The following is a 26,631-nucleotide window of genomic DNA, read 5'->3' on the forward strand; positions in this document are numbered from 1 at the left end:
TCCGGGGCCCGGCCGCCCGTGGAGGGCCGGCCGGGTCCCCGGCATGCGGTGATGAGCCGTCACGAGTCCTTGATGAACGCGCGCACCATCTTGCAGGTGACGTTGGACGGCCGGTGGATCCCCGTCCGGACGGCCATCGTCCGGATCTTCCGGTTGGTGGCCCGCTTGGCGTCATAGGTCCCCGAGTCGAGCAGGGATATCGCCAACCGCATCGCCTTCAGACGGCGGTTGTGGCTCTCGTACCACTCGCGGGGCAGGCCCGCCGGCAGCGGCTTCTTCTGGACGGGCCGGACGGTGCTGGCAGTGGCCATCTACAGCCTCCCAAACGGTAGTTGGCTTCCTGTCGTTCTCCTTCGATTTTACCGGTGACCACTGACAGAAGACCCTGGCCAGACGGGCCCTGGGTAGGGTTGGCGGCATGGAGATCTGGATCAATCCCGCGTGTTCCAAGTGCCGCAGCGCGCTCACCCTGCTGGACGCGGAGGGCGCCGAGTACACCGTGCGCCGCTACCTGGAGGACGTGCCGTCCGAGGACGAGATCCGCGAGGTGCTGGGCCGCCTCGGGCTGGAGCCGTGGGACATCACGCGCACCTCTGACCCGCTGGCGAAGGAGACCGGCGTACGGGACCTGCCGCGCGAGGAGACCGACGCGGCACGGGCCCTGTGGATCGCCCACTTGGCCGCGCACCCCAAGCTCATCCAGCGCCCGATCATCACCGCCGAGGACGGCACCGCCGTGGTCGCCCGTTCCGAGGAGGCCGTCCGCGACGCGCTGTCCCGCGGCGTCTAGTGCTGTGGCCGGAAAGGCCGGGCGTCGCGACCCGGTGAACCTTTCCGGTCACAGCACTAGGAAGCGAGCAGGCGGGCGATCTCGGCGGCGGCCGTCAGGGGCAGCGCGTGGTGCGCGACCCCGGGCAGTACGTCGACCCGCGCGCCCGGCAGCGCCTCGCGGGCGGCGCGGGCCGCCCGGCCGGGGTCGTGGCAGCGGGCCCGCCCGGCGAACAGCACGTCCACCCGGACGTCGGCCCGCGCGCCCGGTGGCCCTGCCAGCCGGACGAGGTCCGGCCGCGGGCCGGTGACCGGGCGGGCCGCGGGGAACCGGGCGGTCTCGTCCTGGAGCCGGAGCCAGGCCGGGTCGAGCGCCGCCCCGCCGGTCTCCCAGGCGAGGAAGGAGCGGATCCGCTCCGGGGTGGGCCGCAGCAGCACGGGCAGGGCGCGCAGGACGTAGCCGGGGCGGAGCCCGGCGAAGACCCCGGTCGGGTCGAGCAGGACGAGGCGGCCGGTCCGGGCCGGCCGCCGGGCGGCGTGGTGGGCGGCGATCCAGGCCCCGTACGAGTGCCCGCCGAGGGTCACCGGCCCGTGCGGGGCGAGCCCGTCGAGCACCGCGTCGAGCCAGCCGGTCAGGTCCTCGGGGGTCCGCAGGGGCCGGCCGGACGCCGGGACGCTGAGCCCCGGTTCCCCCACGAGGTCCACGGCGTGCACGCGGTGGGTGCGGGCCGCCCCGGCGGCGGCACAGGCGCCCCACACCGCGGAGGTCGCTCCCCCGCCCGGCAGCAGCACCAGCGGCGGGGCGCCCGCCGGGCCGCAGCTGTTGACGCGGGTGACCCCGTGGGGGGTCGGCAGGTCGACGGCCTCGACGGGCCCGGGCCACCCGGCGAGCACCTCGTCGTAGGCGGCGCGGAAGGCGGCGGAAGAGGTGGTCGGGGACACGGGCTGCTCCAATGTCTCGCCAGGCGATAATCTCGCTGAACGAGATATTAAGCAGGGGGCGATGTGCACGACAACCACGAACCGGGAGACGGACGACCGGAAGACGGACGACGGGAAGACGGCGAGCCGGGTGGCCGTGAGCCGGAGAACCTGCGGCTGGTACACCTGTTGCGGGCGGTGACCATCGATTTCGGCCTGCGCCAGACGGAGTTCGCCGCCCGCAACAGCATGCACCCCACCGACGTACGGGCCCTGATCTTCCTGCTGGACGCGGCCCGCGCCGCCGAGCCGGCCACGGCGGGCCTGCTCGGCGCCCGGCTCGGGCTCAACTCGGCGGGCACCACCGCCGTGATCGACCGGCTGGAACGGCTCGGCCACGTGGCCCGGGTCCGTGACGAGCACGACCGGCGCCGGATCCTGCTGCGGGTGGAGCCGGCGGCGATCCGGCTGGGCCGGGAGTTCTTCGGGCCCCTGATCGACGGGATGCTGGGGGTACTGGACTCCTTCGACCCCGCCGAACGGGACACCGTCCGCCGCTTCCTGACGGCCACGCACGCGGTCTTCGCGCCGGAGCCCCGCCCATGACCGCCGGAGCCCCGGGAGCGGACCCCGGACCGACCGCGCCATCCGGCCCGGGATCCAGCCCGGGATCCGGCCCGGGATCCGGCCCACGGTTCGACTCCGGCTCCGGCTCCGACCTGCACCTGGACCTCCCCGCCGAGGGCGCCCGGCGCACCGCCCTCGCCCAGGCCCTTCGCGACGCCGTCCGCAGCGGGCGGCTGGCTGGCGGGACACGACTGCCGCCCTACCGGGCCCTGGCCGCCGACCTCGGGCTGGCCCGCAACGCCGTCGCCGACGCCTACGCCGAACTGGTCGCCGAGGGCTGGTTCACGGCCCGGCAGGGCTCCGGCACCCGCGTCGCGGAAGGGGTGGCGGCCGCGCCGGCACCGGCCGCCGGCGGCGGACCGTCGCCCGCACACCCCCGGTTCGACCTGCTCCAGGGCAAGCCCGACCCCGCCTCCTTCCCGCGGGGCCCCTGGGCCACCAGCGCCCGGCGGGCGCTGGCCGGGGCGCCCACCGAGGCCTTCGGGCCCGGTGATCCGCGGGGCCGCCCGGAGCTGCGGCGGGCCCTGGCCGGCTATCTGTCCCGGACGCGTGGCGTGCGTACGGACCCCGAGAACGTCGTGGTCTGCTCCGGCTTCGCCAACGGCCTGCGGCTCCTCGCGTCCGTGCGGCCCCGGGACTGGGCCGTCGAGGCGTACGGACTCCCCTTCCACCACGGCATCCTCGACGCCGCCGGGGTCCGCCCGCACCCCGTGGCGGTCGACGAGGACGGTGCCCGGACCCAGGAACTCCCCTCCCGGGCGCGTACGTTGCTCCTCACACCGGCGCACCAGTTCCCGACCGGGGGCCACCTGCTGCCCTCCCGCCGCGCCGCGGCCGCGGAGTGGGCCCGCGCCACCGGTGGTGTGATCGTGGAGGACGACTACGACGGGGAGTTCCGCTACGACCGCAAACCGGTCGGCGCCGTGCAGGGCCTGGCCCCGGGGCACGTGGTCTACGCGGGCTCGCTCAGCAAGAGCCTCTCCCCCGCGCTCCGCCTGGGCTGGCTGGTCCTCCCGGACGCGCTGGTCGAGGAGGTGCTGGCGGCGAAGGGGCTGCGGGAGTCCTGGGCGAGCGCGCTGGACCAGCTGGCCCTCGCCGACTTCATCGACTGCGGGGCGTACGACCGGCACGTGCGGCGGATGCGGCTGCGCTACCGGCGCCGCCGCGACCAGTTGGTCTCCGTACTGGCCGCACGCGCCCCGCAGGTCCGGGTCACGGGCATCTCGGCTGGACTGCACGCCGTGGTGGAGCTCCCGCCGGGGCGCGAGGCCCGGGCGCTCGCGGCGGCCCGTGGGGCGGGTCTGGCCCTGGACGGCCTCTCCTCCTACCGGCACACCGCCGCCGATCCCGCGCCGCCCCGCGAGGGGCTGGTGGTCGGCTACGCGGCGCCCCCCGACGCGGGCTTCGCCCGTGCCCTGGACGTCCTGGCGGAGGTGGTCCGCCGGGCGGTGGGCGGGTAGCGGGGGCTGCTGGGTCTTCACATCGTCCCCACCCGCGGTTCTCGTAGGGTGGCCGGAGCGCGAAATAAGGACATAACGCACCGAAGGGCTCAGTCGTGACCGAGCAGCAGCCGCAGGAAGAGGGCCTGACCACCCGCCCGCCCCAGCCGTCCCACCGGCACGCCGACTGGATGTTCGGCGGGGTCTACGGGACGGTCCTGGCCAGCGCCCTGCTGGCCGCACTGAACCAGGACGGCGAGGACTTCACCCCGTTCTACGACGCCAGCTGGGTCCTGGTGACGGCGGCCACGGCCGGGCTCGCGCACGGCTACGCGCACCACATGGCCTCGCACCGGAAGGGCTCCGGCGGGCACCGCTGGCGGCTCCTGGCCCGGGCCCTGCGGGACGAGTGGCCACTGGTCGTGGCCACTCTCCCCACCGTGCTGCTGCTGACCGCCGCGGGGCTCGGCGACTGGGACGCCTACGACGTGACGGCCGCCGGACTCGGCCTGAACACCGCCCTGCTGTTCGCCTGGGGCGCGCTCGTGGCGCTCCGGGTCGGCCACCGCCTCGACCGGGCCCTCCTGTTCGGCCTGGCCGATGCCGCCATCGGCCTCGCCATCATCGTGGCCAACGCCCTCATCAAATAGGGAGCTGCGCCTCCGCCTGCGCCAGGATCTCCGTCAGCCTGGCCCCGAAGGCCGCGCCGCGCGGATCGGGCACGCCCGTGCGGGCGGCGGCGAGCAACGCGTCCAGGGCCCGCCCGTAGGCGCCCGGTACGTCGCTCCAGCCGGGCAGTGCGTGCACGCCCTCGGACCCGCGCAGTTCCAGCCCCACCCCGGCGGCCGCGGACGGCGCGCCCAGGCTGAGCACGGCGGTGCTGGCCGCACCGGAGGCGTGCCGCAGCGCGAGCTGGACGACGTCGGAGGGGCCACGGGTGGCGCTGACCTCGGTGACGTCGCCGAGGATCGGGATCAGGACCGACAGGGCGTGCGGCCCGACGTCCCACAGGCCGCCCTTGGCCTTGCGCCAGGGCGAGTCGGCGTAGGCGCTGGGCGTTCCGTCGGGCGGGAAGACGGCGCCGAGCCAGTGCGCGGCCGCGGTGAACCAGCCGGTGCGGGCGGCCTGTTCGGCGACCCAGCCGGCGGTGGGCTCGGCGAAGCGCAGGGTGAGGAAGACGACGGAGGCGACCCCGTGGCGGTCGACCGCGTCGGCGACGGCCCGGGCGTCCCGCGGCGTGGTCGCGACGGGCTTGTCGAGCAGCAGGTGGCAGCCTGCGGCGGCCGCGCGCACCGCCAGCGGGGCCTGCACGTCGGGCGGCAGGGCGAAGGCGACGACGTCACAGTCGGCGAACAGCTCGTCGGGGTCTTCGTACACCTTCACGCCGTGTTTCTGCGCCAGTTCCGCGGCGGCTTCGGGCCGGCGGCCCCACACTCCGGCGAACTCGGATCCGGTGTGCGCGGCGAGGGCCGGGGCGTGGGTGCGGTGCGCCCAGGGGCCGGTCCCGAGCAGCCCGACCCGGGGGCGGGTGCCTGCGGGCGCCTGACGGGCGGCAGTTGGGGCGGTGGTCTCGGCGGGATCTCCGGCGCGGTCTCCGGCGGGGCTCAAATCAGACGAAATGCTCACGCGGCCAGTCTGCCGCACCCGGACGGATGCCCGGCTGCCAACCCGCACACGCGGGGCGACCAGCGGCGTAAACCTCGGTAACACGGGGTTCACACACGGGCAACGGAAGAGAAATGGCGGGCGGGCACGCTGCGGTCAACACCGCAGCGATGAAGCGGCGGCCGGCAGCACCCGCAGAGTCTGAGGATGGGCCCGTGAGCTACAAGGCTGAGTACATCTGGATCGACGGCACCGAGCCGACGGCGAAGCTTCGCTCCAAGACGAAGATCCTGGCCGACGGCGCCGAGCTGCCGATCTGGGGCTTCGACGGATCGAGCACCAACCAGGCCGAGGGCCACGCCTCCGACCGCGTGCTCAACCCGGTGTTCTCCTGCCCGGACCCGATCCGCGGCGGGGACAACGTCCTCGTGCTGTGCGAGGTCCTGAACATCGACATGACCCCGCACGAGTCGAACACCCGCGCGCTGCTGCGCCCTGTCGCCGAGAAGTTCGCCGGCCAGGAGCCCATCTTCGGCATCGAGCAGGAGTACACCTTCTTCGACGGGGTCCGCCCCCTCGGCTTCCCCGTGGGCGGCTTCCCGGCCGCGCAGGGCGGCTACTACTGCGGCGTCGGCTCGGACGAGATCTTCGGCCGCGACATCGTCGAGAAGCACCTGGACCACTGCCTGGCGGCGGGCCTGGAGATCTCCGGCATCAACGCCGAGGTCATGCCCGGCCAGTGGGAGTTCCAGGTCGGCCCGCTGGGCCCGCTGGAGGTCTCCGACCAGCTGTGGATCGCCCGCTGGCTGCTCTACCGCACCGCCGAGGACTTCAACGTCTCGGCGACGCTGAACCCGAAGCCGGTCAAGGGCGACTGGAACGGCGCGGGCGCGCACACCAACTTCTCCACGAAGTCGATGCGCGAGGACTACCGCGCGATCATCTCGGCGTGCGAGGCGCTGGGCGAGGGCAGCAAGCCGCTCGACCACGTGAAGAACTACGGCGCCGGCATCGACGAGCGCCTCACGGGCCTGCACGAGACCGCCCCGTGGAACGAGTTCAGCTACGGCGTCTCGGACCGCGGCGCGTCGGTCCGCATCCCGTGGCAGGTGGAGAAGGACGGCAAGGGCTACATCGAGGACCGCCGCCCGAACGCGAACGTGGACCCGTACGTGGTGACCCGCCTCATCACGGACACCTGCTGCACCGGCCTGGAGAAGGACGGCCTGGCCTGACGCCCGCCGCTCCCCCGTACACCGACGACGCCCGCCGCGCCCCCGAGGCCCGGCGGGCGTCGTCGGTGCGGGCGGGACGACGTCCCCGTGTCGGCGGTCACGATCCACACGGAGCGCGGCGAGTCCTCCGACCGGCCCGCGCCGGTGCGAGTCCGAGGAGGACCTTGCGGTCCCGGTCGGGCGGGAAGCGGTGGCGGCGCCCGGCGCCGAGGGGCTTCGGTGGGCGTGGGGCGGATCTGTCCACGATGCGATACGCGTGACGGGACTGGACGGGCGCGGGTGGTCGACGGGTTGATGGATTGCCCCGGTTTGCCGGATGCTCGGACCGGATGGTGAGATCTTGATCCAGGATCCGAGACGCGGCCTGCCCCGGCGGCATTGCTTCTGCTTGAATGGGGCCATGGCCAGCCACTCGCACACCTCGTCAGGTCGCAGCGACCTCGAGCCGTTCTGGCCGTCCCGTCAGGACCACGACTTCGATCGTGAGTGTTGCCGCGCGAAGAACGCGCCGGCCCTCTAAAGCCTCCGGGACCTCCCCTCCGAGCTCCTCCGGGGCCTTCGGTCTGCGCGGTACGCCATCGATGACGCACGTACGTCTCCTGCCGACCACTCCGCGTGAAAGAGCTGACCACTCATGGCGAACACCCGCTCCCTGACCTCTGCTGCGACCGCTTCCCCGACCTATCCGCCCAGTCCCCGCACGCGGCTGCGCGCCGTGGACCGTGACGAGGTGGCCCGCGTCGTGGACCTCCTCCCGCCCGGTGCCACCTGGCTGCCCGCGCCCCAGCACACCCTTCCGGCACTGCCGGGCCAGCCGCCGATGGTCGGCTACCTGGTCCTCGTACCGGCGGACCAGCAGCCGCCGATCGGCTTCGCCCCGCAGGCCGTGGCCGCCGCGGTCCAGCCGGCCGTCGGCACCCCCGCCCAGCCCGCGGCCACGGCCCCCGGCCGGGACGACGCCCTGATCCACATCGACGCGGCGCAGCGCACCGCCGAGGTCGACGGCCGCGTACTCGACCTGACGTACCTGGAGTTCGAGCTGCTGGCCCACCTGGTGGAGCACCCGCACCGGGTGCACAGCAGGGACCAGCTGGTCACCACGGTCTGGGGCTACGGCCACGTCGGCGACGGCCGGACCGTGGACGTCCACATCGCCCGGCTGCGGCGCAAGCTGGGCGGGTCGCACCGCGGCGCCATCCAGACGGTGCGCCGGGTGGGCTACAAGTACGCCCCCTGAGACCGACGGTGGGCCCGTACTCCCCGGGGGAGTACGGGCCCACCGCTGTCACCGGGGCCGGACTAGGCGGCGGCCCCGGCCGCCGCCCGGCGGCGTGCCACCAAACCGAGCAGCAGGTCCACCACCAGGAAGGCGGCCAGGCTGATCCCGAGCAGCGGGATGAACCAGCCCACGAGCGCGGTCACCGCGGCCAGCGGCAGCACCACGGTCACGGGCAGCTTCCGCCAGGCACCGCGCGGCTGCGCGCGGCCCACGGACAGCGTGCGGTCCTTCGTGGGGCGGCGCAGCCACCACATGCGGTAGCCCCAGAAGACGAGGAACATCACGCCGACGGCCAGCGCGGCGAGCACGATCTGGTTGGCGAGTCCGAAGGTCTGGCCCATGTGCAGGTCGATGCCGAAGCGGGTCATCTTCGCGAGCACGGGGTAGTCGGCGAAGCGCAGTTCGTCCATCACGCGGGCGTCGGCCGGGTCGACGGCCACGGCGTCGAAGTGCACCGGAACCTGCTTGTCGTTCTCCTTGATCACATAGCCCTTGCCCTTGGCGGGCAGGGTCACGCGGATCGCCTCGGTGACACCGGCGTCCCGGGCGGCGGCCACGGCCCGGTCGAGACCGACGTCGGCGGTGGGCGCGGGCGGGGGCATCTCGGTGCCCTCGGGCATGGAGTGGCCCGCGTGCTCGTCGGCGCCGCCGGCCCCACCACCCGGCTTCAGCTTGGCGGAGACGGCGGGAGTGGCGCCGCCGAGGCTGTCCTGGAGCTGCCCGATGTTCTCACCGGCGTACTTCGACCAGGTCAGGCCGGTGGCGGAGAGCACGACGAGTCCGGCGACGGACCAGAGACCGACGACCCCGTGCCAGGACAGGGTCCGGCGCCGCCCGGTGGCCCCCCGGTCCGGGAGGACGAGCTGCGAGGCGCGCTTGCGACGGCGGCCGATCCACAGGGCGAGGCCGCCGAGCGCGACCACCCACATCCAGCTGGCGGCGAGTTCGCTGTAGACGCGGCCGAACTCCCCGAGCTGGAGGTTGGAGTGCAAGGTGCTCAGCCAGGCCCGCAGCGGCAGCGCGTCGCCGACGGTGGTGAGCTGTCCGCGCACCTCGGCGGTGTACGGGTCGACGAAGACGGTGAGCGTCTCGCCCTCCGCGAGGCCCGAACTCTCCATGACCACCCGGGTGGTGGCCTCGGCGTCGGGGCCCGGCCACACGGAGACGACCTCGCCCGTGGGCGCGGCGCCCTTGGCCGCCTCGACCTGGGCGCTGAGCGGGAGTGCGGCGTCGCCGACGCGGGCGACGGTCAGCTCGTCGGCGTAGACGATCTTCTCGGCCTGCCAGGAGGCGGCGTACAGCAGCCCGGTGGCGGCGGCGAGGAACAGCAGCGGGGCGATGAGCAGGCCCGCGTAGAAGTGCATCCGCAGGAGCAGCGGACGGACGGCGGCCCAGCCGCCGCCGCGGTTCCTGGAGGCGGCGGGCGGGTCGGAGTCCGGGGTACGGACGTCCTGGACTTCTTCAAGGGACATGGTGGTCCTAGGTGTCGGCGAAGGCATGGGGACGGCGGCCCCAGGTCTCGCCTCCCCTCGCACGGGTGCCGTGGAGGTGCGCCGGATCAGCGGATCAGGCGCGGGCAGGACGGCCGGGGGCCGCGGAGCGGAGGGCACTGCCGCGCCACGGCGGCCCGCGGCGCACCACGGCGTGGGCGTGGACCGCTCCGCACAGCCGGCGCGGCCGGGGGAACGGGGCGCGGAACACGGGCGGGGCCGGTGGCGCGGCCACCCGGGCCCGCACGAGGTCGAGCGCGCGGGCGAGCGGCCGGGCGGCGTGCAGGGCCGCGGCGCCCAGGACCCGGGCCAACCGGAAGACGGCGGCCTCGCCCCGCGCCAGCCAGGCGGCGCAGAGCAGCCCGGCGAGCACGTGCGCGGTGATCATTCCGGCGCCGCCGTGCCCGGCCGCTCCCGCCATGTCGGCCATGTCGGCCATTCCCGCCGCATCCGCCGTGCCGGCCGTGCCGGGTGCGGCGGCGGGCATGTGGTGGTGCCCCCGCGTCGCGGCGGGCCCGGCGACGGACCGCGCCGCCTGACTGCCGGAGAAGACGAGGTGCAGCACGCCCTGTACGGAGAGCACCGCGGCCGTGATGCCCAGGGGGCCCCGTCGCCGGCCGGCGACGAGCCAGGCCAGGCCGAAGGTCACCCCGAAGGCACCCAGAAGGCCGAAGACGGGGACATCCGTCCCGGACATGTGCGAATGCCCCGACGCGCCCAGGGCGACGCACATCGCCGCGAACATCGCGGCTCGGGTGGCGCGCAGTGGCGCGAAGGATTCGAACATGGCCGGGACATGTTCGCACGGGGCCCCTTGGTCTCCGCCAGAGGCTTATCCGATCATGAGCATGTGAATCCAATTCCATGGGGAGCGGTGTACGCCGGCGGGGTCCAGCTCGGGGCCTACGCCCTGGAGCGCACCGGACCGGCCGAGCGGGAGCGGCTGCTCCGGGACTGCTCGACGAATGTCGACAATCTCGCCGCCGGGCGCTGGGAGACGCTGCTGAGCAGCGCCCTCGTCGTCGAGGAACCGATGCCCCTGCCGTACGCGCTGCTGCTGGTCGCGGTGCTCGGCTACGCCGAATACGCGTACGGGGCCTGGTGGACGGCCGCGGTGTTCCTCTTCGGGCACGCCTCGGCGACCCTCCTGGTGTACGGCGCGCTGCGCAGGACGGCCGATTCCGCGACCCGGCACGCCTTGGACGTGGGCACGAGCTACGGGTTCAACGCCGTCCTCGGCGCCCTGACCTCCGCCCTGCCGCGCGGGGCCGTCCGCACGGCCGCCCGCGCGGGACTGCTCGCGCTCGCGGCCGCGCCCGTACTGAAGCGCGGCCGGACCTTCACGGACGCCGGGCACCTCGCGGCGCTCGGGATCGGCATAGGGGTCTCGCTGACCCTCGATTGCCTTTCCGGTACGAAGCGCCAGAAAATTACCTGAATCGCCCCACCGTCGCGCGACCGCAGCCCTGCACGGCCGCAGCCCTGCACGACCAGTCGCCTTCCCCACCGCACCATCACCTGCCTGCACCACCGCACCCGCACGACCACATCGCCGCATGACACGAGTAACTCGAGCCCCGCTGGAGCCGCCACGATGACCGCCACCCCTTCCACCACCGTCGCCAACCTCCGCGACCTCGGCGGCACCCCGCTCCCCGGCGGCCGCAGCGTCCGCCCCGGCCTGGTCCTGCGCTCCGGCCAGCTCGACCGGCTCGACCTCGACGCCGACGCGGTGGTGGCGGCGCTGGACGTGCGCACCGTCATCGACTTCCGCACCGACGCGGAACGCGCGGATCACCCCGACCGCATACCGGCCGGGGCCCGGCTCCTGGTCGCCGACGTCCTCGCGGACAAGCTGCGCGAGGCCGGCAGGAAGCCCGCCGCCGTCCAGCTCAAGGACCTGCTCGCCGACCCGGTGGTGGCCGAGGAACACCTGGGCGGCGGCAAGGCCCAGGCCCTCTTCGCCGACACCTACCGGTCCTTCGTGCACTCCGGTTCCGCGCAGGCCGCGTACCGCCTGCTGCTCACCGAGGCCGCCGACCCGCAGGCGGGCCCGCTGCTGTTCCACTGCACGGCCGGCAAGGACCGCACCGGCTGGGCCGCGACCGTGATCCTGGCGCTGCTCGGCGCGGACGACGGGACCCTGATGGCCGAATACCTCTCGGTGAACCCGGCGGTGAAGCAGGCCTTCGCCCCGATGGTCGAGGGCTTCACGGCGGCCGGCGGCAACCCGGACATCGCGCTCGCGCTGATCGGGGTCTTCCCCTCCTACCTGGAGGCCGCCCTCGACGAGGTCGAGACGCGCTACGGCTCCATGGAGAAGTACGTGCGCGAGGGCCTCGGCGTGCCGGACGAGACGGTCGAGGCGCTCCGCGCCCGCCTGGTGGCCTGAGCCGCCCCCGCCTGACGCCCTCGGGCGGCAGGCGGCAGGCGGCAGGCGGCAGGCGGCAGGCGGCAGGCGGCAGGCGGCGGGTGACCATCCGACGATTCGCTCGTTCTGCTGAACGTGACTGCGCCGGATACCACCACCCGCCCCCAGCCTCCCGTGGCCGCCGTGCCCGACGTCGAGCAGGCCGAGGCCGCCATCGTCGAGCACTACCCGCGGCTGGTGCGGCTCGCCTATCTGGTGCTGCCCCCCACCCTCGGCCGCAACCGGCGGGTGCTCACCGCCCACTCGCTGGTCCAGCGGGCGCTGCCGCGCGGGCGGCGGGACGCGACGGCGGGCGTCGCCGCCGTGCAGGGCGGGGTCCCGGGGCAGCGGGGCGGCCCGGACGACTCCGGCTACGCCTACGTCCGGCTGCGGGTGCTCCGCGCGGCCCTGGAGGCGGGACTCCCGCTGACGTTCCGGGCACTGCCCCGGCGCGCGCAGCTCCCGCCGGCGCTGCCGCAGGTGTGGGGCCTGCGGCTGTTCCCCCGCTCGGGCGGGGCCGAGGAGCTCGCCCTCGACCAGTGGCTGGCCACCCTGGACGGGCCGGGCCGGGCCGCCTGCGTGCTGCGCGCCCTGGAGCGGCTGCCGGAGCCGGAGGTGGTCCGGGTGCTCGACGAGGCCGGCGTCCCGGACCCGGCCGCCGCGGTCGCGGAGTCCGGGGACCCGGCGAACGACGCTCTGTTCGCCTCCCCCGAGTTCGACCCGTGCGTGCTCCAGGCCCGGCCCACCGACCTGCTGCGGCGCCGCCGCCTCTCGAGGGCCGCGCTGGCCGCGGGGGCCGCCCTCGCCGTGTGCGGGGCGCTGCTCGCGCTGCCCGGCGGGGGCTGGGGCTCGGACGGGGCCGCCGCCCCGCCGTACGCGCGCAACGCCGCGGCCGAACAGGCCCTGGATCCCGCCAAGCTGGTCCGGGCCGCGCCCGCGCTCTGGCACACCTCCTCCCGTACGGACTTCTCGACCTGGCCGGCCCGCGGGGACCGCGCGGACGACACGGCGCTGCTGCGCCGGGCGCTGGCGGTCTGGGCGCGGCCCGGCTCCTCCGTGGTCGTCTCGGCCACCCCGGGGACCCCGTCCGGGCCGCCGATGGGGCCGGCGCAGCTGCTGTTCGCGGGCGCCGTCGACCAGGCCGTGGTGGTCCTGCTGTACGACGGCCTGCGCGTGGTCCGCTACGCCGAGCCGCGCTCCGGTTCCGCGGGCGCGGCCCTGGACTTCGCCCGGACCGACGGCGCCTCGGCGGACACCGCGACCGCGCTGGTCGTCAGCCGCGTCGACGGCAACGTCCGCTATCTCACGGCGCCCTGGGTGACGGGGGCGGCCCTGCGGGACCTGCTCAAGCCCGGCGGTCAGCCGGCGGTGCTGAAGACGACCCCGGACGGGGTGACCCCGCCGGTGCCGGGACCCGCTCCGACGGGCGACTGCACGAGCTGGAACGCCCTGTCCCTGACCGGGGACGGCGCCACCCGGCTGATCACCGACCTGGGCGAGCTGACCCCGGCCCGGCTCACCTCGGGGGCGCCGGGGGCCGAGCGGAACGTGACGGAGGCCGCGGAGCTGGCGGACTGGTCGCGGATCGCCTGTCTGCTGCCCTCCGTCCGCTCGCACGGGGTCCGCACGGTCAACTCCTGGACGTACGCGAAGCAGCCGCTGCCGGAGGGCGACGGAACGGCGACCTGGCTCTGCACCCGGGCCGAGACCTGGCAGGGCGCGGCGGACCGCGTGCAGGCCCAGTTCCTGGCGCCGGGCTCGGCCACGGCGGCGCAGGCGGCGGCCGCGGAGGGGGCCGCCGCGTGCGGGCCCCGGGAACCGCGGGTGCTGGCGGGCGTGCTGTGGAAGTCGCGTGCGGGCCAGTGGTACGTCCTGGCGGCGGGCAGTGCGCAGTTCGCCTCGCTGTCGGTGTCGGGCGGCGGGGTGACCGGCTCGGCGAACGGCAACCGACTGGCGGTCAAGGCCCCCGCCGGCGCCCAGGTGGACCTGTCGGGACGGCTGACGGACGGCTCGAAGGCGGGCGTCCTGCGCTGACGCAGGAGGACGGGGAGGCCGGCCGTGAAGTCGTGTGAAGATTCAACGACCAAGCGGCCGAAGGGAGTTGGCGGGATCCGGACATGACGGTCACCGCGCACACATGGCATGATCGGGTTCCGGTTACCGATCGGTAATCCCCCACACCCCTGCCTCATTTGAAGGTCCACCACGTGCGCACGCTTGCCCGCAGCCTCCTCCTCCCCGGTCTGACCGCCCTCGCGCTCACCGCCACCGGCTGCGCCTCGACATCCCACACCGGCGCCGCCGAACCGGCCGCCCCCGCCCCCCTCACCCCGTCCGCGGGCGGCACCTCGCAGCAGCTGGACGTGGCCGCCGCACCCCAGGGCGAGCCCACGCCCGCGGCCGTCACCCGGGGCGGCTCGAAGGGCCGCACCGAGAAGTCCACGCTCAAGGTCGCCTCGTACGACGCCGCGACCGGCCGGGCCCTCATAGCCAAGGCCCCGCCGAAGGGGCCCTCCCAGGCGCCGTCGACAGACACGTCGCCCGAGGCCGACAAGCCCGTCGCCGTGGGCGACGTCATCGCCAGCGCCCCGGCGCCCGGCGCCCCGAACGGCCTGCTCGCCAAGGTCACCGAGGTCGTGGGCACGACCGACCGCGGCACCGAGGTCAAGACCGCGTCCACGACGCTGGCGGCCGTCCTCAACGACGACAAGGCCGACGGCAAGGTCCCCGTCGACCCTTCGACGGTCGTCGTGGAGCCCCTGATGAAGGGCGTCACCTTCTCCTGGGCCAAGGGCGACGGCCTGAAGTTCGGCCCCGAGGGCGGGAAGCTGCCGCTCGGGAACCTGCGGCTCGACGTGAACGCCTCCGTCGACACCGCGCCGGACGCGCCCGCCTCGGCGGGAGCCTCCGTCTCCGGCTTCGTCCAGCTCGCCCCGCAGGTCGAGTTCTCCTACGACGGCACCCAGGGCGGCGGCTCCGGCCCACGCGGCGCCTTCCTCGGGATGAGCGGCGACTGGTCCTCGCAGTGGAAGCTCCAGGGCCGCGCCGCCGCGAGCACCGGAGCGCCCAAGCGGATCCCCTTCGCCAAGCTGCACAGCTCCCCGGTCATCCAGGTCGGCCCGGTGCCGGTCGTCGTCAACCTCGGCCTGACCTGCTACATCCAGGTGGAGGCCGACGGCAAGGTCACCCTCGACGTCCAGCAGGACGTGAAGGGCGACTTCAAGGTCGGCGGCAGCTACGCCTTCGGCAAGGGCTGGACCCCGGTCAGCTCGTCGAACGTGAAGAGCACGCCGGTCCAGGCGACCGTCACCGCCGCCGGCAAGGTCAAGGGCGCGCTCGGCGCCGAGGCGTCGGTCGGCCTCTACGGCGCCGTCGGCGTCACCGGCGACTTCGCCCCGTACCTGCGCGGCGAGGCCGACGTCAAGGCGACCGCGTCCAGCGACGGAAAGGCCGCCGTCAGCGGCGCCTGGGCACTGTACGGCGGCTTCGACCTGAGCGGTCAGCTCCAGCTCCAGCTTTCCCTGTTCGGCACGCCCGCCTTCGAGCGCAAGATCCCGCTGGGCTCCCTGAACCGTGAATGGGCGCTCGCGAGCGGCAGCACCGGACGCTAGCCGAACCGGTCCGCCCGCCGGCCGCGGCGGGCGCGAGAAGTCGGCTCAGGGGTCTTCTCACCTCCTGTACCGATCAGTACATTGACGCCATGTCTAATACGCCGCTCGCGCCCGTCCCCGTGGCGTCGGAACACGTGGACCTCAGGCCCCGGAACGTGTCCTTCGGCTGGGAGGACACCCCGCTGCACTGGCTGCCCGGCGAACCCTTCGCCGGGCACATGATCAATGTGCTGCACCTGCTGCTGCCCGCCGGGGAGCGGTGGTTCGTGCACGTCTACAAGCAGGCGCTCCCGTACATCGAGGACGAGCGGCTGCGGGAGGACGTCGTCGGCTTCATCGGCCAGGAGGCCATGCACGCCGCCGCCCACGACGACGTCCTCCCGCAGCTGAAGCGGCTGGGTCTCGACCCGACCCCCTACACCGCCCAGGTGGACTGGCTGTTCGAGAAGCTGCTCGGCGACCGGACCCTGCCGCCGGGCCGCGCCCGCCGCTGGTGGCTGATGGAACGGGTCGCGATGATCGCGGCGATCGAGCACTACACGGCGTTCCTCGGCGACTGGGTCCTGAACGCCGACGCCCTCGACCGGCGGGGCGCCGACCCCACCATGCTGGACCTGCTGCGCTGGCACGGCGCGGAGGAGGTCGAGCACCGCTCGGTGGCCTTCGACCTGTTCATGCACGTCGACGGCGGCTACCGGCGCCGGGCCCGGACCTGGGCGACGGCCTTCGGCGCCCTGGTCTTCCTCTGGCAGCGCGGGATCCGCTTCTTCATGGAGAACGATCCCCACCTCGTCGACGGCAAGGCCTCCTTCGGGCAGTTCTTCCTGGCCGGGCAGCAGGGCGTACTCCCCTCGACGGGCTCCATGCTGAAGTCCATCCCCAAGTACCTCTCCCGTACCTACCACCCCTCCCAAGAGGGCTCCACCGCACAGGCCGTGGCCTACCTGGCCTCCTCCCCCGGCGCGAACGGCGGGGGGCGGGCATGAGGCGCGCCCTCGCCGTCATGACCGCCACGGCGGTCACCGGCGCCGCCTGGACGGCCCGGCGGGCCCTCAACCGCCGTATCAGGCGGTCCCCGCTGTGGCCGTTGCCGGCCCTGGAGGTGCCCGTCTCGGGCCACTCCCCGCGCCGCCCGCTGCGCGCGCTGATCGTCTCCTGTAGCCGGCCGGCGCAGGGCGTAATGGAACTGACCCTGGAATCCCCGGAGCTGCCCGCGTGGACGCCGGGCGCGCACGTGGACGTCACCCTCCCCTCGGGGCTGGTCCGCCAGTACTCGCTGTGCGGCGACCCGGCCGACGAGGGCCGCTACCGGATCGCGATCCGCCTGGTCGAGGACGGCCGCGGCGGCTCCCGCGAGGCGCACGCGCAGCTCGTCGAGGGCGTCGAGCTGGAACTGCGGCCCCCGCGCAACCGCTTCGAGCTGCTCCCGGCCCCGTCGTACGCGTTCGTCGCGGGCGGCATCGGCATCACCCCGATCCTGCCGATGCTCCGCGCCGCCACCGCGGCCGGCGCCGACTGGACCCTCCTGTACGGGGGCCGCTCCCTCGACTCGATGCCCTTCCTGGACGACCTCGCGGTCCACGGCGACCGGGTCACGGTCCATCCCGAGGACGAGGTGGGCCTGCCGGACCTGACCCCGCTCGCCACGTCGGCGCCGGGCACCCTGGTCTACTGCTGCGGCCCGGAACCCCTGATGGAAGCCGTCACCGCGGCGGTCCGTGACCCGGCGGCGGTGCACCTGGAGCGCTTCGCGCCGTCCGCGGCGCCCGGTCCGGCGCGGGCCTTCACCGTCGAACTGCGCCGCTCGGGAAGGGTCGTCGAGGTCGGCGCGCAGGAGAGCACGCTCGCCGCGGTGCGCAGGGAGCTGCCGGCCACCCCGTACTCGTGCGAGCAGGGATTCTGCGGGACCTGCCAACACCGGGTCCTCGCGGGCGAGGTGGACCACCGCGACGACCTGCTCACCGACCAGGAGCGCGGGGAGTCGATGCTGCTGTGCGTCTCGCGCGCGAAGGGGGACCGCCTCGCCCTGGACCTGTGAACGCTCCCCAGTAGGGTGTCCGCATGACGACCGGAGTACGGCGCAGGATGGGTGTCGAGGAGCGGCGGCAACAGCTGATCGGGGTTGCCCTGGAGCTGTTCAGCCACCGGTCGCCCGACGATGTGTCGATCGACGAGATCGCGGCGGCCGCGGGGATATCCCGGCCGCTGGTCTACCACTACTTCCCCGGCAAGCTCAGCCTGTACGAGGCGGCCCTGCGGCGGGCGGCCGACGAGCTGGCGCAGCGGTTCGTGGAGCCCCGGGAGGGGCCGCTCGGAGCGCGCCTGCTGCGGGTGATGGGGCGGTTCTTCGCGTTCGTCGAGGACCACGGGCCGGGCTTCTCCGCGCTGATGCGGGGTGGGCCGGCGGCCGGGAGCAGCCGCGCCAACGCGATGATCGACGAGGTCCGGCAGGCGGCGTACGAGCAGATCCTCACGCACCTGGGGATCGGGCTCGACGAGGTGCCGGCCCGGCTGGAGCTGGTGGTGCGCTCCTGGGTCTCGCTCGCCGAGTCCACGGCGCTGATCTGGCTGGACGGACGCCGGATCCCGCGGGCCGAGCTGGAGCTGCAGCTGGTGCACGACTTCGCGGCGCTGGCGGCGGTGAGCGCGGCGTACGACGCGGAGATGGCGGGCATCCTCGTACGGATCCTGGCCGGTGAGCCCGCGGACGGGCCCTTCGGGGAGCTGGTCGGGCGTCTGGTCGGGCTCGTCCCGGGCGCAGTGGCACCCGCGGTGTGACGGGGCGCGCATTGTGCGCACTCTCTTGATCACAACCGGTGGTGATCGCCGATAATGCCCGCGTGATCATTGACGACGGGATCTTGTTCCGGCCTGCCGTGGAGAAGGACGCCGGGACGCTGGTGCGGCTGTACGACGAGGCCGCCCGCTGGATGCAGAAGCACGGGATCGAGCAGTGGAAGCCCGGTGACAAGGACGCGGCGCACTTCCGGTCGAAGATGCACGACGGAGAGGTGTGGCTCGCCGGCGATGCCGACGGGCGGATCTGCGGGGCCTACGAGTTGTGGTGGTCCGACGAGGAGGCCTGGGGGATCCAGCCTCCCGTGGCGGGCTACGTGCACCGGCTGATGGTGTCGCGCGAGACCGCCCCCGCCGGGGCCGGGCGCCGCCTGCTCGAACATGCCGAGCGGCGGACGGCCAGGACCGGGCGGGAGCGGGCGCGGCTGGACTGCGTCTCCACCAACCCCCGGCTGCTCGCGTACTACCTGGACGCGGGCTACCGGGTGGTCGGGGAGCTCCCCGACAAGCGGGGGAAGGACGGCAGGGTCTACGGGGTGATCCTGCTGGAGAAGCGGCTCGACCGGCTCACCGTCGTGTGAAGACGGAGACGGTGCGGGCCGGGACGGTGAACTCTCCTGTCCGTGCGTCGTAGGCGGACTGCTTGACCGTGGCGTCGGAGCCGGCGGCCTGCACCGGGTGCAGGCGGTAGGCGGTGCCCGCGAGGGCGGTGACGCGCTGGGGCTGGGCGGTGGGGGTGGCGTTGAAGACGACCACCAGGTCGCCCAGGGTCATGGTGATCACGCCCGGGGTCTCCTCCCGGCCCGAAAGGGGGAAGGCCATCCGGGACTGGACGGCTTCCGCCGTGGTGAGGGCGAACTCCGGTTCGGTGCTGCGGATCTTGAGCAGGTCGCGGTGGGCCGCCGCGGTCGCGGTGATGTCGATGCAGGTGGGCGCCGGTCCCGTCAGCAGCGGCTTCGCGTAGGGCCACTTCGGGGCGTTGTCGGCGGCCGGGGGCAGCCCGCGGCCGAAGCCGTTGCCGGCGCGGCAGTCCCACTGGATGGCGTTGAACCAGTCGCCGCTGTCGTAGGAGTTGCGGTCCAGGGACTTCGAGCGCAGCAGGTCGGTACCGGCCTGGGAGAGGGCCGGGCCCTGGGAAAGGGTGGCCGTCGCCATGGCCAGGACCTGCATGCGGGCCTTGTCGCGGTTGCTGGTGGCGGGCGGGAGTTTGAAGGTCAGGGCGTCGGCGAGGGTCTCGTTGTCGTGGGCGTCGGCGTAGGCGAGGGCGTCGCCGGGGGCGGCCGCGTAGCCGGCCGGGGCGCCGTTGTAGTCCACCTCGGAGCCCTTGACGCGGCGCCCGGAGGTGTCGGTGAAGGCGTACGAGGCGAGGTTCCCGGAGAGGCCGACCTTGATCAGGTCCTGTGCGTGCAGGAGGCGGGCCCTCTGCTCGGCCGGGGTGCCGTTGGCCGGTGAGCCGTTGGGCTCGGTGAACAGGCCCGATGCGAAGCCCTGGACGCGCGGGTCCTCGTCGAAGGGGCCGCCGCCGCGGACCGCGTCGCGCGCCCGGTCGGAGAAGGTGGCGATGCCGGTCCCGGCCATGTTCTTCTGCGTGGCCTGCACGAAGCGGGCGTCGTCGGCGATCTCGCCGAAGTTCCAGCCCTCCCCGTAGAGCACGATCTTCTTGCCGTCGACGCCGTCCTTGGCGGGCGTCAGGGCGTCGAGGGCGGCGCGCACCGCCAGGATGTTGGCCTTCGGGTGGTGGCCCATCAGGTCGAAGCGGAAGCCGTCGACCTTGTACTCCTTCGCCCAGGTGACGACGGAGTCCACGACGAGGCGGCCCATCATGGCGTTCTCGGGGGCGGTGTTGGCGCAGCAGGTGGAGGTGGCGACGCTGCCGTCGGCCAGCAGGCGCTGGTAGTAGCCGGGGACGATGCGGTCCAGGACCGACTTGTCCGACTGACCTGCGGCGACCGTGTGGTTGTAGACGACGTCCATGACCGTGCGCAGCCCCGCGCCGTTCAGGGACTGGACCATCCTGCGGAACTCGACCGTGCGGGCCGTGCCGTTCGGGTCGCTGGCGTAGCTGCCCTCGGGGACGGTGTAGTGCAGCGGGTCGTAGCCCCAGTTGTAGGAGTCCTTCGCGGCGGCCGCCGCCACGCAGGCCTGCTGCTCCTGCGAGTCCGGCGCGTACACCGTGAGGTCGCAGGCGGGCTCGGTGCGGTCCGCCGCCTTCTCCGGAATGGTGCCGATGTCGAAGGCGGGCAGGAGGTGGACGTAGGAGGTGCCGGCGGTGGCCAGGTCGCGCAGGTGGCGCATGCCCGCCGAGGTGGTGTCGGTGAAGGCCAGGTACTGGCCGGGGTGGCCGCTGGTGCGGTCCGCGACGGAGAAGTCGCGGATGTGGAGCTCCTGGATCTGCGCGGAGGTGAAGGGCGTGGCAGCGGGCTTGCGCAGCTGCTTCCAGCCGGGCGGGGCGAGCTTGGGGTCGGCCAGGTCCACGGCCAGGCTGTGCGTGGAGTCGGCGGTCAGGGCGGTGGAGTAGGGGTCGGTGACGAGGTTGCGGACCACCTGGCGGGTGCTGGGGGCCCAGACGGTCACCGCGTAGAGGTACGGCTTGCCGGTCCAGGAGCGCTCGCCGCGCACCGACCAGACGCCGGTGGCGTCGTCACGGCGCATGGCGACGGTGCGGCCGTCGAGTTCGAGGGAGACCTGCTGGGCGGTGGGCGCCCAGACCGAGAGGGTGGGGCGGCCGTCCTTGAAGACCGGGCCCAGGGCCGCGGTCGTCGCGTACAGGTCGTCGAGGACGCCGGCGAGCTGGACGCCGGTCGCGGCGAGGACCGCTCCGTTGGCGGCGCGGGCGCTCGCGACGAGCTGGCCGCGCAGGGCTTCCCGGACCTGGTCGCGGTCGCGCGCGTCGACGCTGAAGGCGGTGTACGCGGCGAGGTGCGGGAACTTCTGCTTCTGGGCGGCGGTCAGCTCGGTCCGGTTCAGCCGAAGCCACTGGGCCGGGCCGGTGAGGGTGCCGTTCTCGGCCTTGACGGCGCCTTCGCGGGAGGCGAGGAGCTGTGCGGAGGCGGCGGCCGCGGGGGCGTTCCAGGCGACGGTGTCGCGGTCGATCCAGACGGCCTGGGACTTGGTGAGGTCCAGGGCGGCGGAGGAACCGGCGGCTTGCGGCAGGAGGTGCTTCTCCTGGCCGGCCAGCGTCCACACCTCGTGGCCGGTGCCCTTCAGGTCCAGGGACTGGTCGGTGGGCAGGTCCTTCTCGTCGCCCTTGTGGAGGATGTAGCTGAGGCTGGTGGCGCCGGCGGCGAGGGGGACCTCGTAGACCGCGCCGTAGGAGTCGATGCGGGTGGGGGGCAGCGGCTTGGACCAGTCGGTCGGGGTCGCGGCCCCGGTCCACACGTGCAGGCCCCAGCCGTCGTAGGCGCCGTCGGGGCGGTGGTGGTGCAGGACGGCCTTGCCCTGGTCCTGCGGCGGGTAGGGCGGGCGGTCGGTGCGGGCGGGCTCCTTGCCCTGCTCCAGCCAGACCTCGCCGGTCTTCGTCACGTCGATGGTGCGGTCGGCGGCGACGTCCTTGTTGCCGTCCTTGTCGATGACGAGGTAACCGACGGAGGAGGCGCCGGGCTTGAGCTTGACGTAGGCGAAGGCGCCGTACGCGTCACGGCCGGTGAAGGCGTGACCGGCCGGCCACGGCGTGGCCTCGCCGTCGGCGATGTCGCCCCAGGCGTAGAGCCGCCAGTCGGTGTAGTCGCCGTCGGGGCGGTTGTAGTGGACGACCGCGTAGTCGCGCTGGGTGGCGGTGGGCACCTCGACGGGCGGGGCCTGGCCGGTGACGGACTGGGCGAGGGCGCTCGCGGTGCGGCCGGCGGAGTCGACGACGACGGCCTTGTAGCGCAGGGCGGTCCCGGCGGGGGTCTTCGCGTCGACGTGGTGGGTGACCTTGTAGGGGGCGTGGTCGGCGGAGCCGAGGACCTGCCATGCGCCGTTGCCGGTCTGGGCGGCGAAAACGACCCGGTTCAGGCCGCCGCCGGTGACGTCGGCGGACAGCTCGACCGTGCCGGTGGCGCCGGGGGCCGGGGCCTTCAGCGTCAGCGCGGGCCTGGCGGTGGGGGCGGCGAGCGGCGCGACGGCCCGGAGGACGACCGAACCGAGGGCGGGGACGACGACGGTGAGTTTTCCGGCCGCGGAGGCGCGGATCAGCGCGGTGCCGCCGTACAGGGTGCGGTACTGGCTGCCGGCGGGGGCGTCGATCTCCACGGTGCGGGACTCGGCGCCGTTGTTGGCGGCGACCAGGTACTCGGTGCGGGTGCGGGCGTCGGTGCGCGCGAAGGCATAGACGGAGCCGTCGGAGAATCGTTCGCTCTGAATGCCGTCACGCAGGGCCGGGTGGGCCTTGGTCAGCTTCGAGAGAGCGCTGATCTCCTTGTAGAGCGGGTGCTCCGGATCGTAGGCGTCGCTCGCGTGCGTGCGCGCCGTTCCCAGCTGGTCGTCGTCGAGGTAGTCGGCGGCCTTCGACGCGAACAGCGGCTGACGCGAGTCCTTGTCGCCACCGGCGCCGGTGTAGCCCTGCTCGTCACCGGAGTAGACCACCGGGTTGCCGCGGGAGAAGAACATCAGCTCGTTGGCGAGCCGGTAGCGGCCCAGCAGCTCCTCTTCGGTCGCACCCGGCCGGTCCTGCTTCAGGAAGGTCCCGAAGCGGCCCATGTCGTGGTTGCCGAGGAAGGTCACCTGTTCGTAGGCGTTGGCCTTGCCCGAGGTGTAACGGTAGTCGTCGGCGAGGACCGAGCCCAGCCGCGAGGCCGCCGCGCCCTGGGAGGCGTAGGCGCGGATCGCGTCCTGGAGCGGGAAGTCGAGGGTGGCGTCGAGGCGCCCGCGCGTCACGTACGGGGAGGTGACGGCCGTGTCGGCGGAGTAGACCTCGCCGAACATGAAGAAGTCGTCGCGGCCGCGCTTCGCCGCGTACGCGTCGAGGGCGGTCGCCCACTGGGTCCAGAACTCCGTGTTGACATGCTTGACCGTGTCGATGCGGAAGCCGTCGATCCGGAAGTCCTTGACCCACTTCTCGTAGATCTTCTCCATCCCGCTGACGACCTCGGGACGCTCGGTCCACAGGTCGTCGAGGCCGAAGAAGTCGCCCTGCTCGGAGGACTCGCCGGCGAAGGTCGAGTCGCCCCTGTTGTGGTACATCGTCGGGTCGTTGAGCCAGCCGGGGACCTTGACGTTCTTCTTCGCGTCCGGCACGAACGGGGTCCTCGGGAAGGACTCCCCGTCCACCTTCGGGAACTTCCCCTTCCCGTCGGCGTAGTCCTTGTCGTCGAACGGCACCCCGTCCTTCGTCAGGTAGGGGAACGCCCCCTTCGACAGGTACGAGTAGGACGCCTCCCGGTAGTCGACCACGTCGGCGGTGTGGTTGGTGATGACGTCGAAGAAGACCTTCATCCCCTTCGCGTGCGCCTTGTCGATCAGCCGCTCCAGGTCCGCGTTGGTGCCGAAGTGCGGGTCGACCTGGGTGAAGTCGGTGATCCAGTAGCCGTGGTAGCCGGCGGAGACGTCGTTGCCCTTGCCCTGCACCGGCTGGTTCTTGAAGATCGGCGCCATCCAGATGGCCGTGGTGCCGAGCCCCTTGATGTAGTCGAGCCGGTCGGTCAGCCCCTTGAGGTCACCGCCCTGGTAGAAGCCCTTGTCGGTGGGGTCCAGGCCGGTCTCCAGGCGGGTGCCGGTCAGCCCGCCCCGGTCGTTGCCCGGATCGCCGTTCGCGAACCGGTCCGGGAGCACGAAGTAGAACTGCTCGCGGGTCAGGTCGTTGCGGGCCGGTTCGGCGGCCAGTTTCGCGTCCGAGGGCGGGGCGGGCGGCGCCTTGGCCTCGGCGGCCGCGGCGGGGAGGGCGGGCAGGAGCGTCACGGCCAGCGCGGCGGCGAGCACTCCTGCGGCAGGGCGTATCAAGGTGGGTCTCCTTGTGTACGTGTCGCATGGATGAGGGCCGCCCGGCGGGGGCGGGGCAGGTGGTGCCGGGCGGCCCTGGTCTGTGGGGCGGCGGCTCAGCTGCGCCAGGTGTCGGTCAGCGTGACCTTGCCGCTCGCGGGGACGGTGGCCGTACGGTTGGCTCCGCTCTCCCAGGTGACGTTCCCGGCAGCGTCCTTGCGGACGTACTTGTACGCGAAGGACGTGCCGGCCGGGAGGGTGACGTCGAGCTTCCACACGGGGTAGGCGGCCGGGTCCAGCTTGAGGGCGCCGCCGGTGTTCCAGTTGCCGAGCTCGGCGCGGTCACCGGTGACGTAGATGTTCTGTCCCGGCACGGTGGTGGCGTTGACGGTGAACGCGGCCCCACCGGGGCCCGCCGGGGTCCCGCTGCAGCTCCGGACGTTGACGTGCAGGGCGAGGGCGGTCCCGGAGCCGAGGGTGGCGGTGAACCTGCCGTCGGAGCCGACGGTGACGGTGCGCCCGCTCTGCACGTCGCAGTAGTCGCCGGCCGCGAGCGAGGTCTGGAAGGTCCGGGTCAGCGCCGAGCCCTCGTGGTTGATCGCGACGTACGCCTTGGAGCCGCGCCCGAAGGCGATCTGGTCGCCGCCGTTGTCCCACCAGTTGCCGACGGCCTGGCCGCGGGCCGCGTTGCGGAAGCCGACCATGGAGGCGATCTCCCGCCAGGCGTGCTGGCACTTCCACCCGCCCGAGTAACAGGCGCTGACGGTGCCGCCGTTCGGCGGGCCGGCGTCCTTGTCCGTCCACTCGTAGCCGGAGTGCACATCGGGGGAACCGTAGGGCCAGGCCAGGGCGAAGACGTTCGCGAGGGTGTAGGCGGACCCGTCCTTGTAGGTCAGGGTGTCCCCGACGCGCTCGGTGTCGTGGTTGTCGACGAAGACGCCGCTCTGGGCGGAGGGCATGTACCCCCAGGCCTCACCGAAGTTCTTCAGGTGGGCCAGGTTCTCGCTCTGGAAGACCCGCTTGAGGTCCCGGGCGTAGCGGAACTCCTGCACGTCGCCGTTGCCGAGGTACTCGCTGGGCGAGACGGCCTCCCCCGCCCCGAATATCGCCTCCTGCTTCCAGTAGACACCGGGGTTCGTCAGCCGGGACTTGATGTTGGCGAGGTCGGCGGCGGGCATGTGCTTGGCAGCGTCGATGCGGAAGCCGTCGACGCCCAGCGAGAGCAGGTCGTTGAGGTAGCCGGCGATCCGGCCCCGCACGTAGTCCTCGCCCGTGTCGAGGTCGGCGAGCTGCACGAGCTCGCAGTTCTGGACGTTGCCGCGGTCCTGGTAGTTGGAGATCGTCGCCCGGCAGTCATCCATGTCGGCGCCGGAGTAGATCCCCGGGTAGTTGTACTTCGTGTACGAAGTACCCCCAGTTCCGGTCAGGGTCGCGCCGGCGTCCGCCGGGCCGGCCATGTGGTTGATGACCGAGTCGACGACGACCTTGACGCCCGCGGCGTGGCAGGCACCGACCATCGCCTGGAAGGCGGCGCGGTCACCGAGCCGACCGGCGATCTTGTAGCTGACGGGCTGGTACGAGGTCCACCACTGGCTGCCCTGGACGTGCTCCTGCGGGGGCGAGACCTGCACGTACCCGTACCCGGCGGGGCCGAGGGAATCGGTGCAGGCCTTGGCCACGGAGTCGAAGCGCCACTCGAAGAGGACGGCGGTCACGTCCTTCTCGCCGGGGGGCGTGGCAGCGGCCTGCGGTGCGATGGCGGTGAGCGCGGCGGCGGCAAGTGCGGTGGCGGTGAAAAGAGTTGCAGCTCTGACGGCTCTGGCAGGCATGCGGGGGCCTCCTGGCGGAAGAGGTGGGGATTGGGGCGACCGTAGGTCCCAGGTGGAAGCCCTGCAAGAGTTTGCGCAAGAGATTGCAGGATTGTTTCCGAGGTGTGTCCTGCCGAACAGACCTGACCTGCGCCAACAACTCAACCCCATTTCCTGCCATTTGATGCCGAGCCAGACGGGCACCAGACGGGCAGGGGCCCAGGCGGACAGGGCCCCGGCGGAACAGGGGCCCAGGCGGACAGGAGGCGCGGAGGTGGCGCGGAGGTGGCGCGAGGTGGTGGGCGCACGGGATGCAGGCGGGCACGAGGCCCCGGCGGACACGAGGCCCGGAGATGGGTGAACGCACGGGATGCAGGCGGGCACGAGGCCCCGGCGGACATGAAGCCCGGAGATGGGTGAACGCACGGGATGCAGGCGGGCACGAGGCCCAAGCGGACACGAAGCCCGGAGATGGGTGAACGCACGGGATGCAGGCGAGCACGGGCAGGATCCACTTGGGCGGTGGTCAGAGTGGCGTATGGGGGTTTCCCGTCAGTCCCATCGTCTCTCCGGTTCGGGCCGGTCCCTCAAGGGCGCTCCTTCGTCGCGTCGCTGCGCGATGAAGGAACGGGCCGGGGGCAGAAAGAGACAGACGGGGGTGGCCGGAGGGTCCGGGCGGAGCCCGGTGCGCGTCACATCGCTACGCGCTCCTCCAAGACGGCGCCTGCAAGCCCCTTGGGCTGG

General features: G+C 73.4%; 21 protein-coding genes. 14 read left to right on the forward strand and 7 right to left on the reverse strand.

Features of this window, described 5'->3' with window-relative positions:
* Positions 1-59: 59 nt before the first annotated feature.
* Positions 60-311 carry a hypothetical protein gene (locus tag IH80_RS0118095; RefSeq protein ID WP_030961661.1) on the reverse strand — a complete coding sequence of 84 codons (252 nt, stop codon included), beginning with the start codon at positions 309-311 and terminating at the stop codon, positions 60-62.
* Between the two features lie 107 nt (positions 312-418).
* Between IH80_RS0118095 and IH80_RS0118100 the strand changes: the two genes are divergently transcribed.
* Positions 419-790 carry an ArsC/Spx/MgsR family protein gene (locus IH80_RS0118100; RefSeq protein WP_030961662.1) on the forward strand — a complete coding sequence of 124 codons (372 nt, stop codon included), beginning with the start codon at positions 419-421 and terminating at the stop codon, positions 788-790.
* A 56-nt stretch (positions 791-846) separates the two neighbouring features.
* Here the strand turns inward: IH80_RS0118100 and IH80_RS0118105 are convergent, their stop codons facing one another.
* Complete coding sequence (locus IH80_RS0118105; protein ID WP_030961664.1) at positions 847-1,710, reverse strand: alpha/beta fold hydrolase; 864 nt, start codon at positions 1,708-1,710, stop codon at positions 847-849.
* A 177-nt stretch (positions 1,711-1,887) separates the two neighbouring features.
* Between IH80_RS0118105 and IH80_RS0118110 the strand changes: the two genes are divergently transcribed.
* The 3 genes from IH80_RS0118110 (at position 1,888) to IH80_RS0118120 (ending at position 4,405) form a co-directional block, all read left to right on the forward strand.
* Positions 1,888-2,295: a MarR family winged helix-turn-helix transcriptional regulator gene (locus IH80_RS0118110; RefSeq protein ID WP_420708800.1), complete on the forward strand. Its 408-nt coding sequence runs from the start codon at positions 1,888-1,890 to the stop codon at positions 2,293-2,295.
* A complete protein-coding gene (locus IH80_RS0118115; protein ID WP_078906599.1) occupies positions 2,292-3,776 on the forward strand; it encodes a PLP-dependent aminotransferase family protein in 1,485 nt (494 codons plus the stop codon). Before IH80_RS0118110 ends, IH80_RS0118115 begins: the two co-directional genes overlap by 4 nt.
* A gap of 95 nt (positions 3,777-3,871) precedes the next feature.
* Positions 3,872-4,405 carry a hypothetical protein gene (locus IH80_RS0118120; RefSeq protein ID WP_234432279.1) on the forward strand — a complete coding sequence of 178 codons (534 nt, stop codon included), beginning with the start codon at positions 3,872-3,874 and terminating at the stop codon, positions 4,403-4,405.
* Here IH80_RS0118120 and IH80_RS0118125 read toward each other — a convergent pair.
* Positions 4,398-5,267, reverse strand: a complete 870-nt coding sequence (locus tag IH80_RS0118125; RefSeq protein WP_030961671.1) for a Gfo/Idh/MocA family protein — start codon at positions 5,265-5,267, stop codon at positions 4,398-4,400. The two genes, IH80_RS0118120 and IH80_RS0118125, sit on opposite strands and share 8 nt — an antisense overlap.
* Positions 5,268-5,575: 308 nt before the next feature.
* Between IH80_RS0118125 and glnII the strand changes: the two genes are divergently transcribed.
* A complete protein-coding gene (glnII, locus tag IH80_RS0118130; RefSeq protein WP_030961674.1) occupies positions 5,576-6,595 on the forward strand; it encodes a glutamine synthetase in 1,020 nt (339 codons plus the stop codon).
* Positions 6,596-7,229: 634 nt separating this feature from the next.
* Complete coding sequence (locus IH80_RS0118135; RefSeq protein ID WP_030961675.1) at positions 7,230-7,832, forward strand: winged helix-turn-helix domain-containing protein; 603 nt, start codon at positions 7,230-7,232, stop codon at positions 7,830-7,832.
* 62 nt (positions 7,833-7,894) lie between these two features.
* On the opposite strand, the gene IH80_RS0118140 is transcribed toward IH80_RS0118135, so the two are convergent.
* Both IH80_RS0118140 and IH80_RS44775 read right to left on the reverse strand, forming a co-directional pair.
* Positions 7,895-9,346 (reverse strand): PepSY-associated TM helix domain-containing protein, encoded by a 1,452-nt coding sequence (locus IH80_RS0118140; protein WP_030961676.1) that lies wholly within the window; start codon positions 9,344-9,346, stop codon positions 7,895-7,897.
* A gap of 94 nt (positions 9,347-9,440) precedes the next feature.
* A complete protein-coding gene (locus IH80_RS44775) occupies positions 9,441-10,151 on the reverse strand; it encodes a hypothetical protein (protein WP_051809503.1) in 711 nt (236 codons plus the stop codon).
* A 63-nt stretch (positions 10,152-10,214) separates the two neighbouring features.
* Here IH80_RS44775 and IH80_RS0118150 point away from each other — a divergent pair, with 63 nt between their 5' ends.
* From IH80_RS0118150 to IH80_RS0118185, 8 genes are all read left to right on the forward strand, one after another.
* Positions 10,215-10,802 (forward strand): rhomboid-like protein, encoded by a 588-nt coding sequence (locus IH80_RS0118150; protein WP_234432280.1) that lies wholly within the window; start codon positions 10,215-10,217, stop codon positions 10,800-10,802.
* A 156-nt stretch (positions 10,803-10,958) separates the two neighbouring features.
* On the forward strand, positions 10,959-11,756 hold the full coding sequence (locus IH80_RS0118155) for a tyrosine-protein phosphatase (RefSeq protein ID WP_030961681.1): 798 nt from the start codon (positions 10,959-10,961) through the stop codon (positions 11,754-11,756).
* Positions 11,757-11,870: 114 nt separating this feature from the next.
* The gene (locus tag IH80_RS0118160) at positions 11,871-13,808 is read left to right on the forward strand and encodes a hypothetical protein (protein ID WP_107056848.1); all 1,938 of its coding nucleotides are present in this window, start codon (positions 11,871-11,873) and stop codon (positions 13,806-13,808) included.
* 173 nt (positions 13,809-13,981) lie between these two features.
* On the forward strand, positions 13,982-15,385 hold the full coding sequence (locus tag IH80_RS0118165; RefSeq protein ID WP_030961685.1) for a hypothetical protein: 1,404 nt from the start codon (positions 13,982-13,984) through the stop codon (positions 15,383-15,385).
* 89 nt (positions 15,386-15,474) lie between these two features.
* Positions 15,475-16,371 (forward strand): metal-dependent hydrolase, encoded by an 897-nt coding sequence (locus tag IH80_RS0118170; RefSeq protein WP_030961686.1) that lies wholly within the window; start codon positions 15,475-15,477, stop codon positions 16,369-16,371.
* Positions 16,368-17,423 (forward strand): PDR/VanB family oxidoreductase, encoded by a 1,056-nt coding sequence (locus IH80_RS0118175; protein WP_030961687.1) that lies wholly within the window; start codon positions 16,368-16,370, stop codon positions 17,421-17,423. Before IH80_RS0118170 ends, IH80_RS0118175 begins: the two co-directional genes overlap by 4 nt.
* A 23-nt stretch (positions 17,424-17,446) precedes the next feature.
* On the forward strand, positions 17,447-18,163 hold the full coding sequence (locus tag IH80_RS0118180) for a TetR/AcrR family transcriptional regulator (protein ID WP_030961689.1): 717 nt from the start codon (positions 17,447-17,449) through the stop codon (positions 18,161-18,163).
* A 62-nt stretch (positions 18,164-18,225) separates the two neighbouring features.
* Positions 18,226-18,762, forward strand: a complete 537-nt coding sequence (locus IH80_RS0118185) for a GNAT family N-acetyltransferase (RefSeq protein ID WP_030961691.1) — start codon at positions 18,226-18,228, stop codon at positions 18,760-18,762.
* Here IH80_RS0118185 and pulA read toward each other — a convergent pair.
* Together pulA and IH80_RS0118195 are read right to left on the reverse strand one after the other, a co-directional pair.
* Positions 18,749-24,100 (reverse strand): pullulanase-type alpha-1,6-glucosidase, encoded by a 5,352-nt coding sequence (pulA, locus tag IH80_RS0118190; protein WP_107056849.1) that lies wholly within the window; start codon positions 24,098-24,100, stop codon positions 18,749-18,751. The genes IH80_RS0118185 and pulA overlap by 14 nt on opposite strands.
* 95 nt (positions 24,101-24,195) lie before the next feature.
* The gene (locus IH80_RS0118195) at positions 24,196-25,908 is read right to left on the reverse strand and encodes a carbohydrate-binding module family 20 domain-containing protein (protein WP_030961694.1); all 1,713 of its coding nucleotides are present in this window, start codon (positions 25,906-25,908) and stop codon (positions 24,196-24,198) included.
* Positions 25,909-26,631: the final 723 nt, after the last annotated feature.

It is taken from the genome of Streptomyces sp. NRRL S-378, assembly GCF_000720645.1.
In the GTDB taxonomy this organism is placed as follows: domain Bacteria; phylum Actinomycetota; class Actinomycetes; order Streptomycetales; family Streptomycetaceae; genus Streptomyces.

Coding starts and splice junctions, on each gene's coding strand:
- IH80_RS0118115 (WP_078906599.1), top strand. CDS start 2,292: ATGACCGCCGGAGCCCCGGGAGCGGACCCCGGACCGACCGCGCCATCC.
- IH80_RS44775 (WP_051809503.1), bottom strand. CDS start 10,151: ATGTTCGAATCCTTCGCGCCACTGCGCGCCACCCGAGCCGCGATGTTC.
- IH80_RS0118195 (WP_030961694.1), bottom strand. CDS start 25,908: ATGCCTGCCAGAGCCGTCAGAGCTGCAACTCTTTTCACCGCCACCGCA.
- IH80_RS0118140 (WP_030961676.1), bottom strand. CDS start 9,346: ATGTCCCTTGAAGAAGTCCAGGACGTCCGTACCCCGGACTCCGACCCG.
- IH80_RS0118175 (WP_030961687.1), top strand. CDS start 16,368: ATGAGGCGCGCCCTCGCCGTCATGACCGCCACGGCGGTCACCGGCGCC.
- IH80_RS0118095 (WP_030961661.1), bottom strand. CDS start 311: ATGGCCACTGCCAGCACCGTCCGGCCCGTCCAGAAGAAGCCGCTGCCG.
- IH80_RS0118180 (WP_030961689.1), top strand. CDS start 17,447: ATGACGACCGGAGTACGGCGCAGGATGGGTGTCGAGGAGCGGCGGCAA.
- IH80_RS0118135 (WP_030961675.1), top strand. CDS start 7,230: ATGGCGAACACCCGCTCCCTGACCTCTGCTGCGACCGCTTCCCCGACC.
- IH80_RS0118100 (WP_030961662.1), top strand. CDS start 419: ATGGAGATCTGGATCAATCCCGCGTGTTCCAAGTGCCGCAGCGCGCTC.
- IH80_RS0118170 (WP_030961686.1), top strand. CDS start 15,475: ATGTCTAATACGCCGCTCGCGCCCGTCCCCGTGGCGTCGGAACACGTG.
- IH80_RS0118155 (WP_030961681.1), top strand. CDS start 10,959: ATGACCGCCACCCCTTCCACCACCGTCGCCAACCTCCGCGACCTCGGC.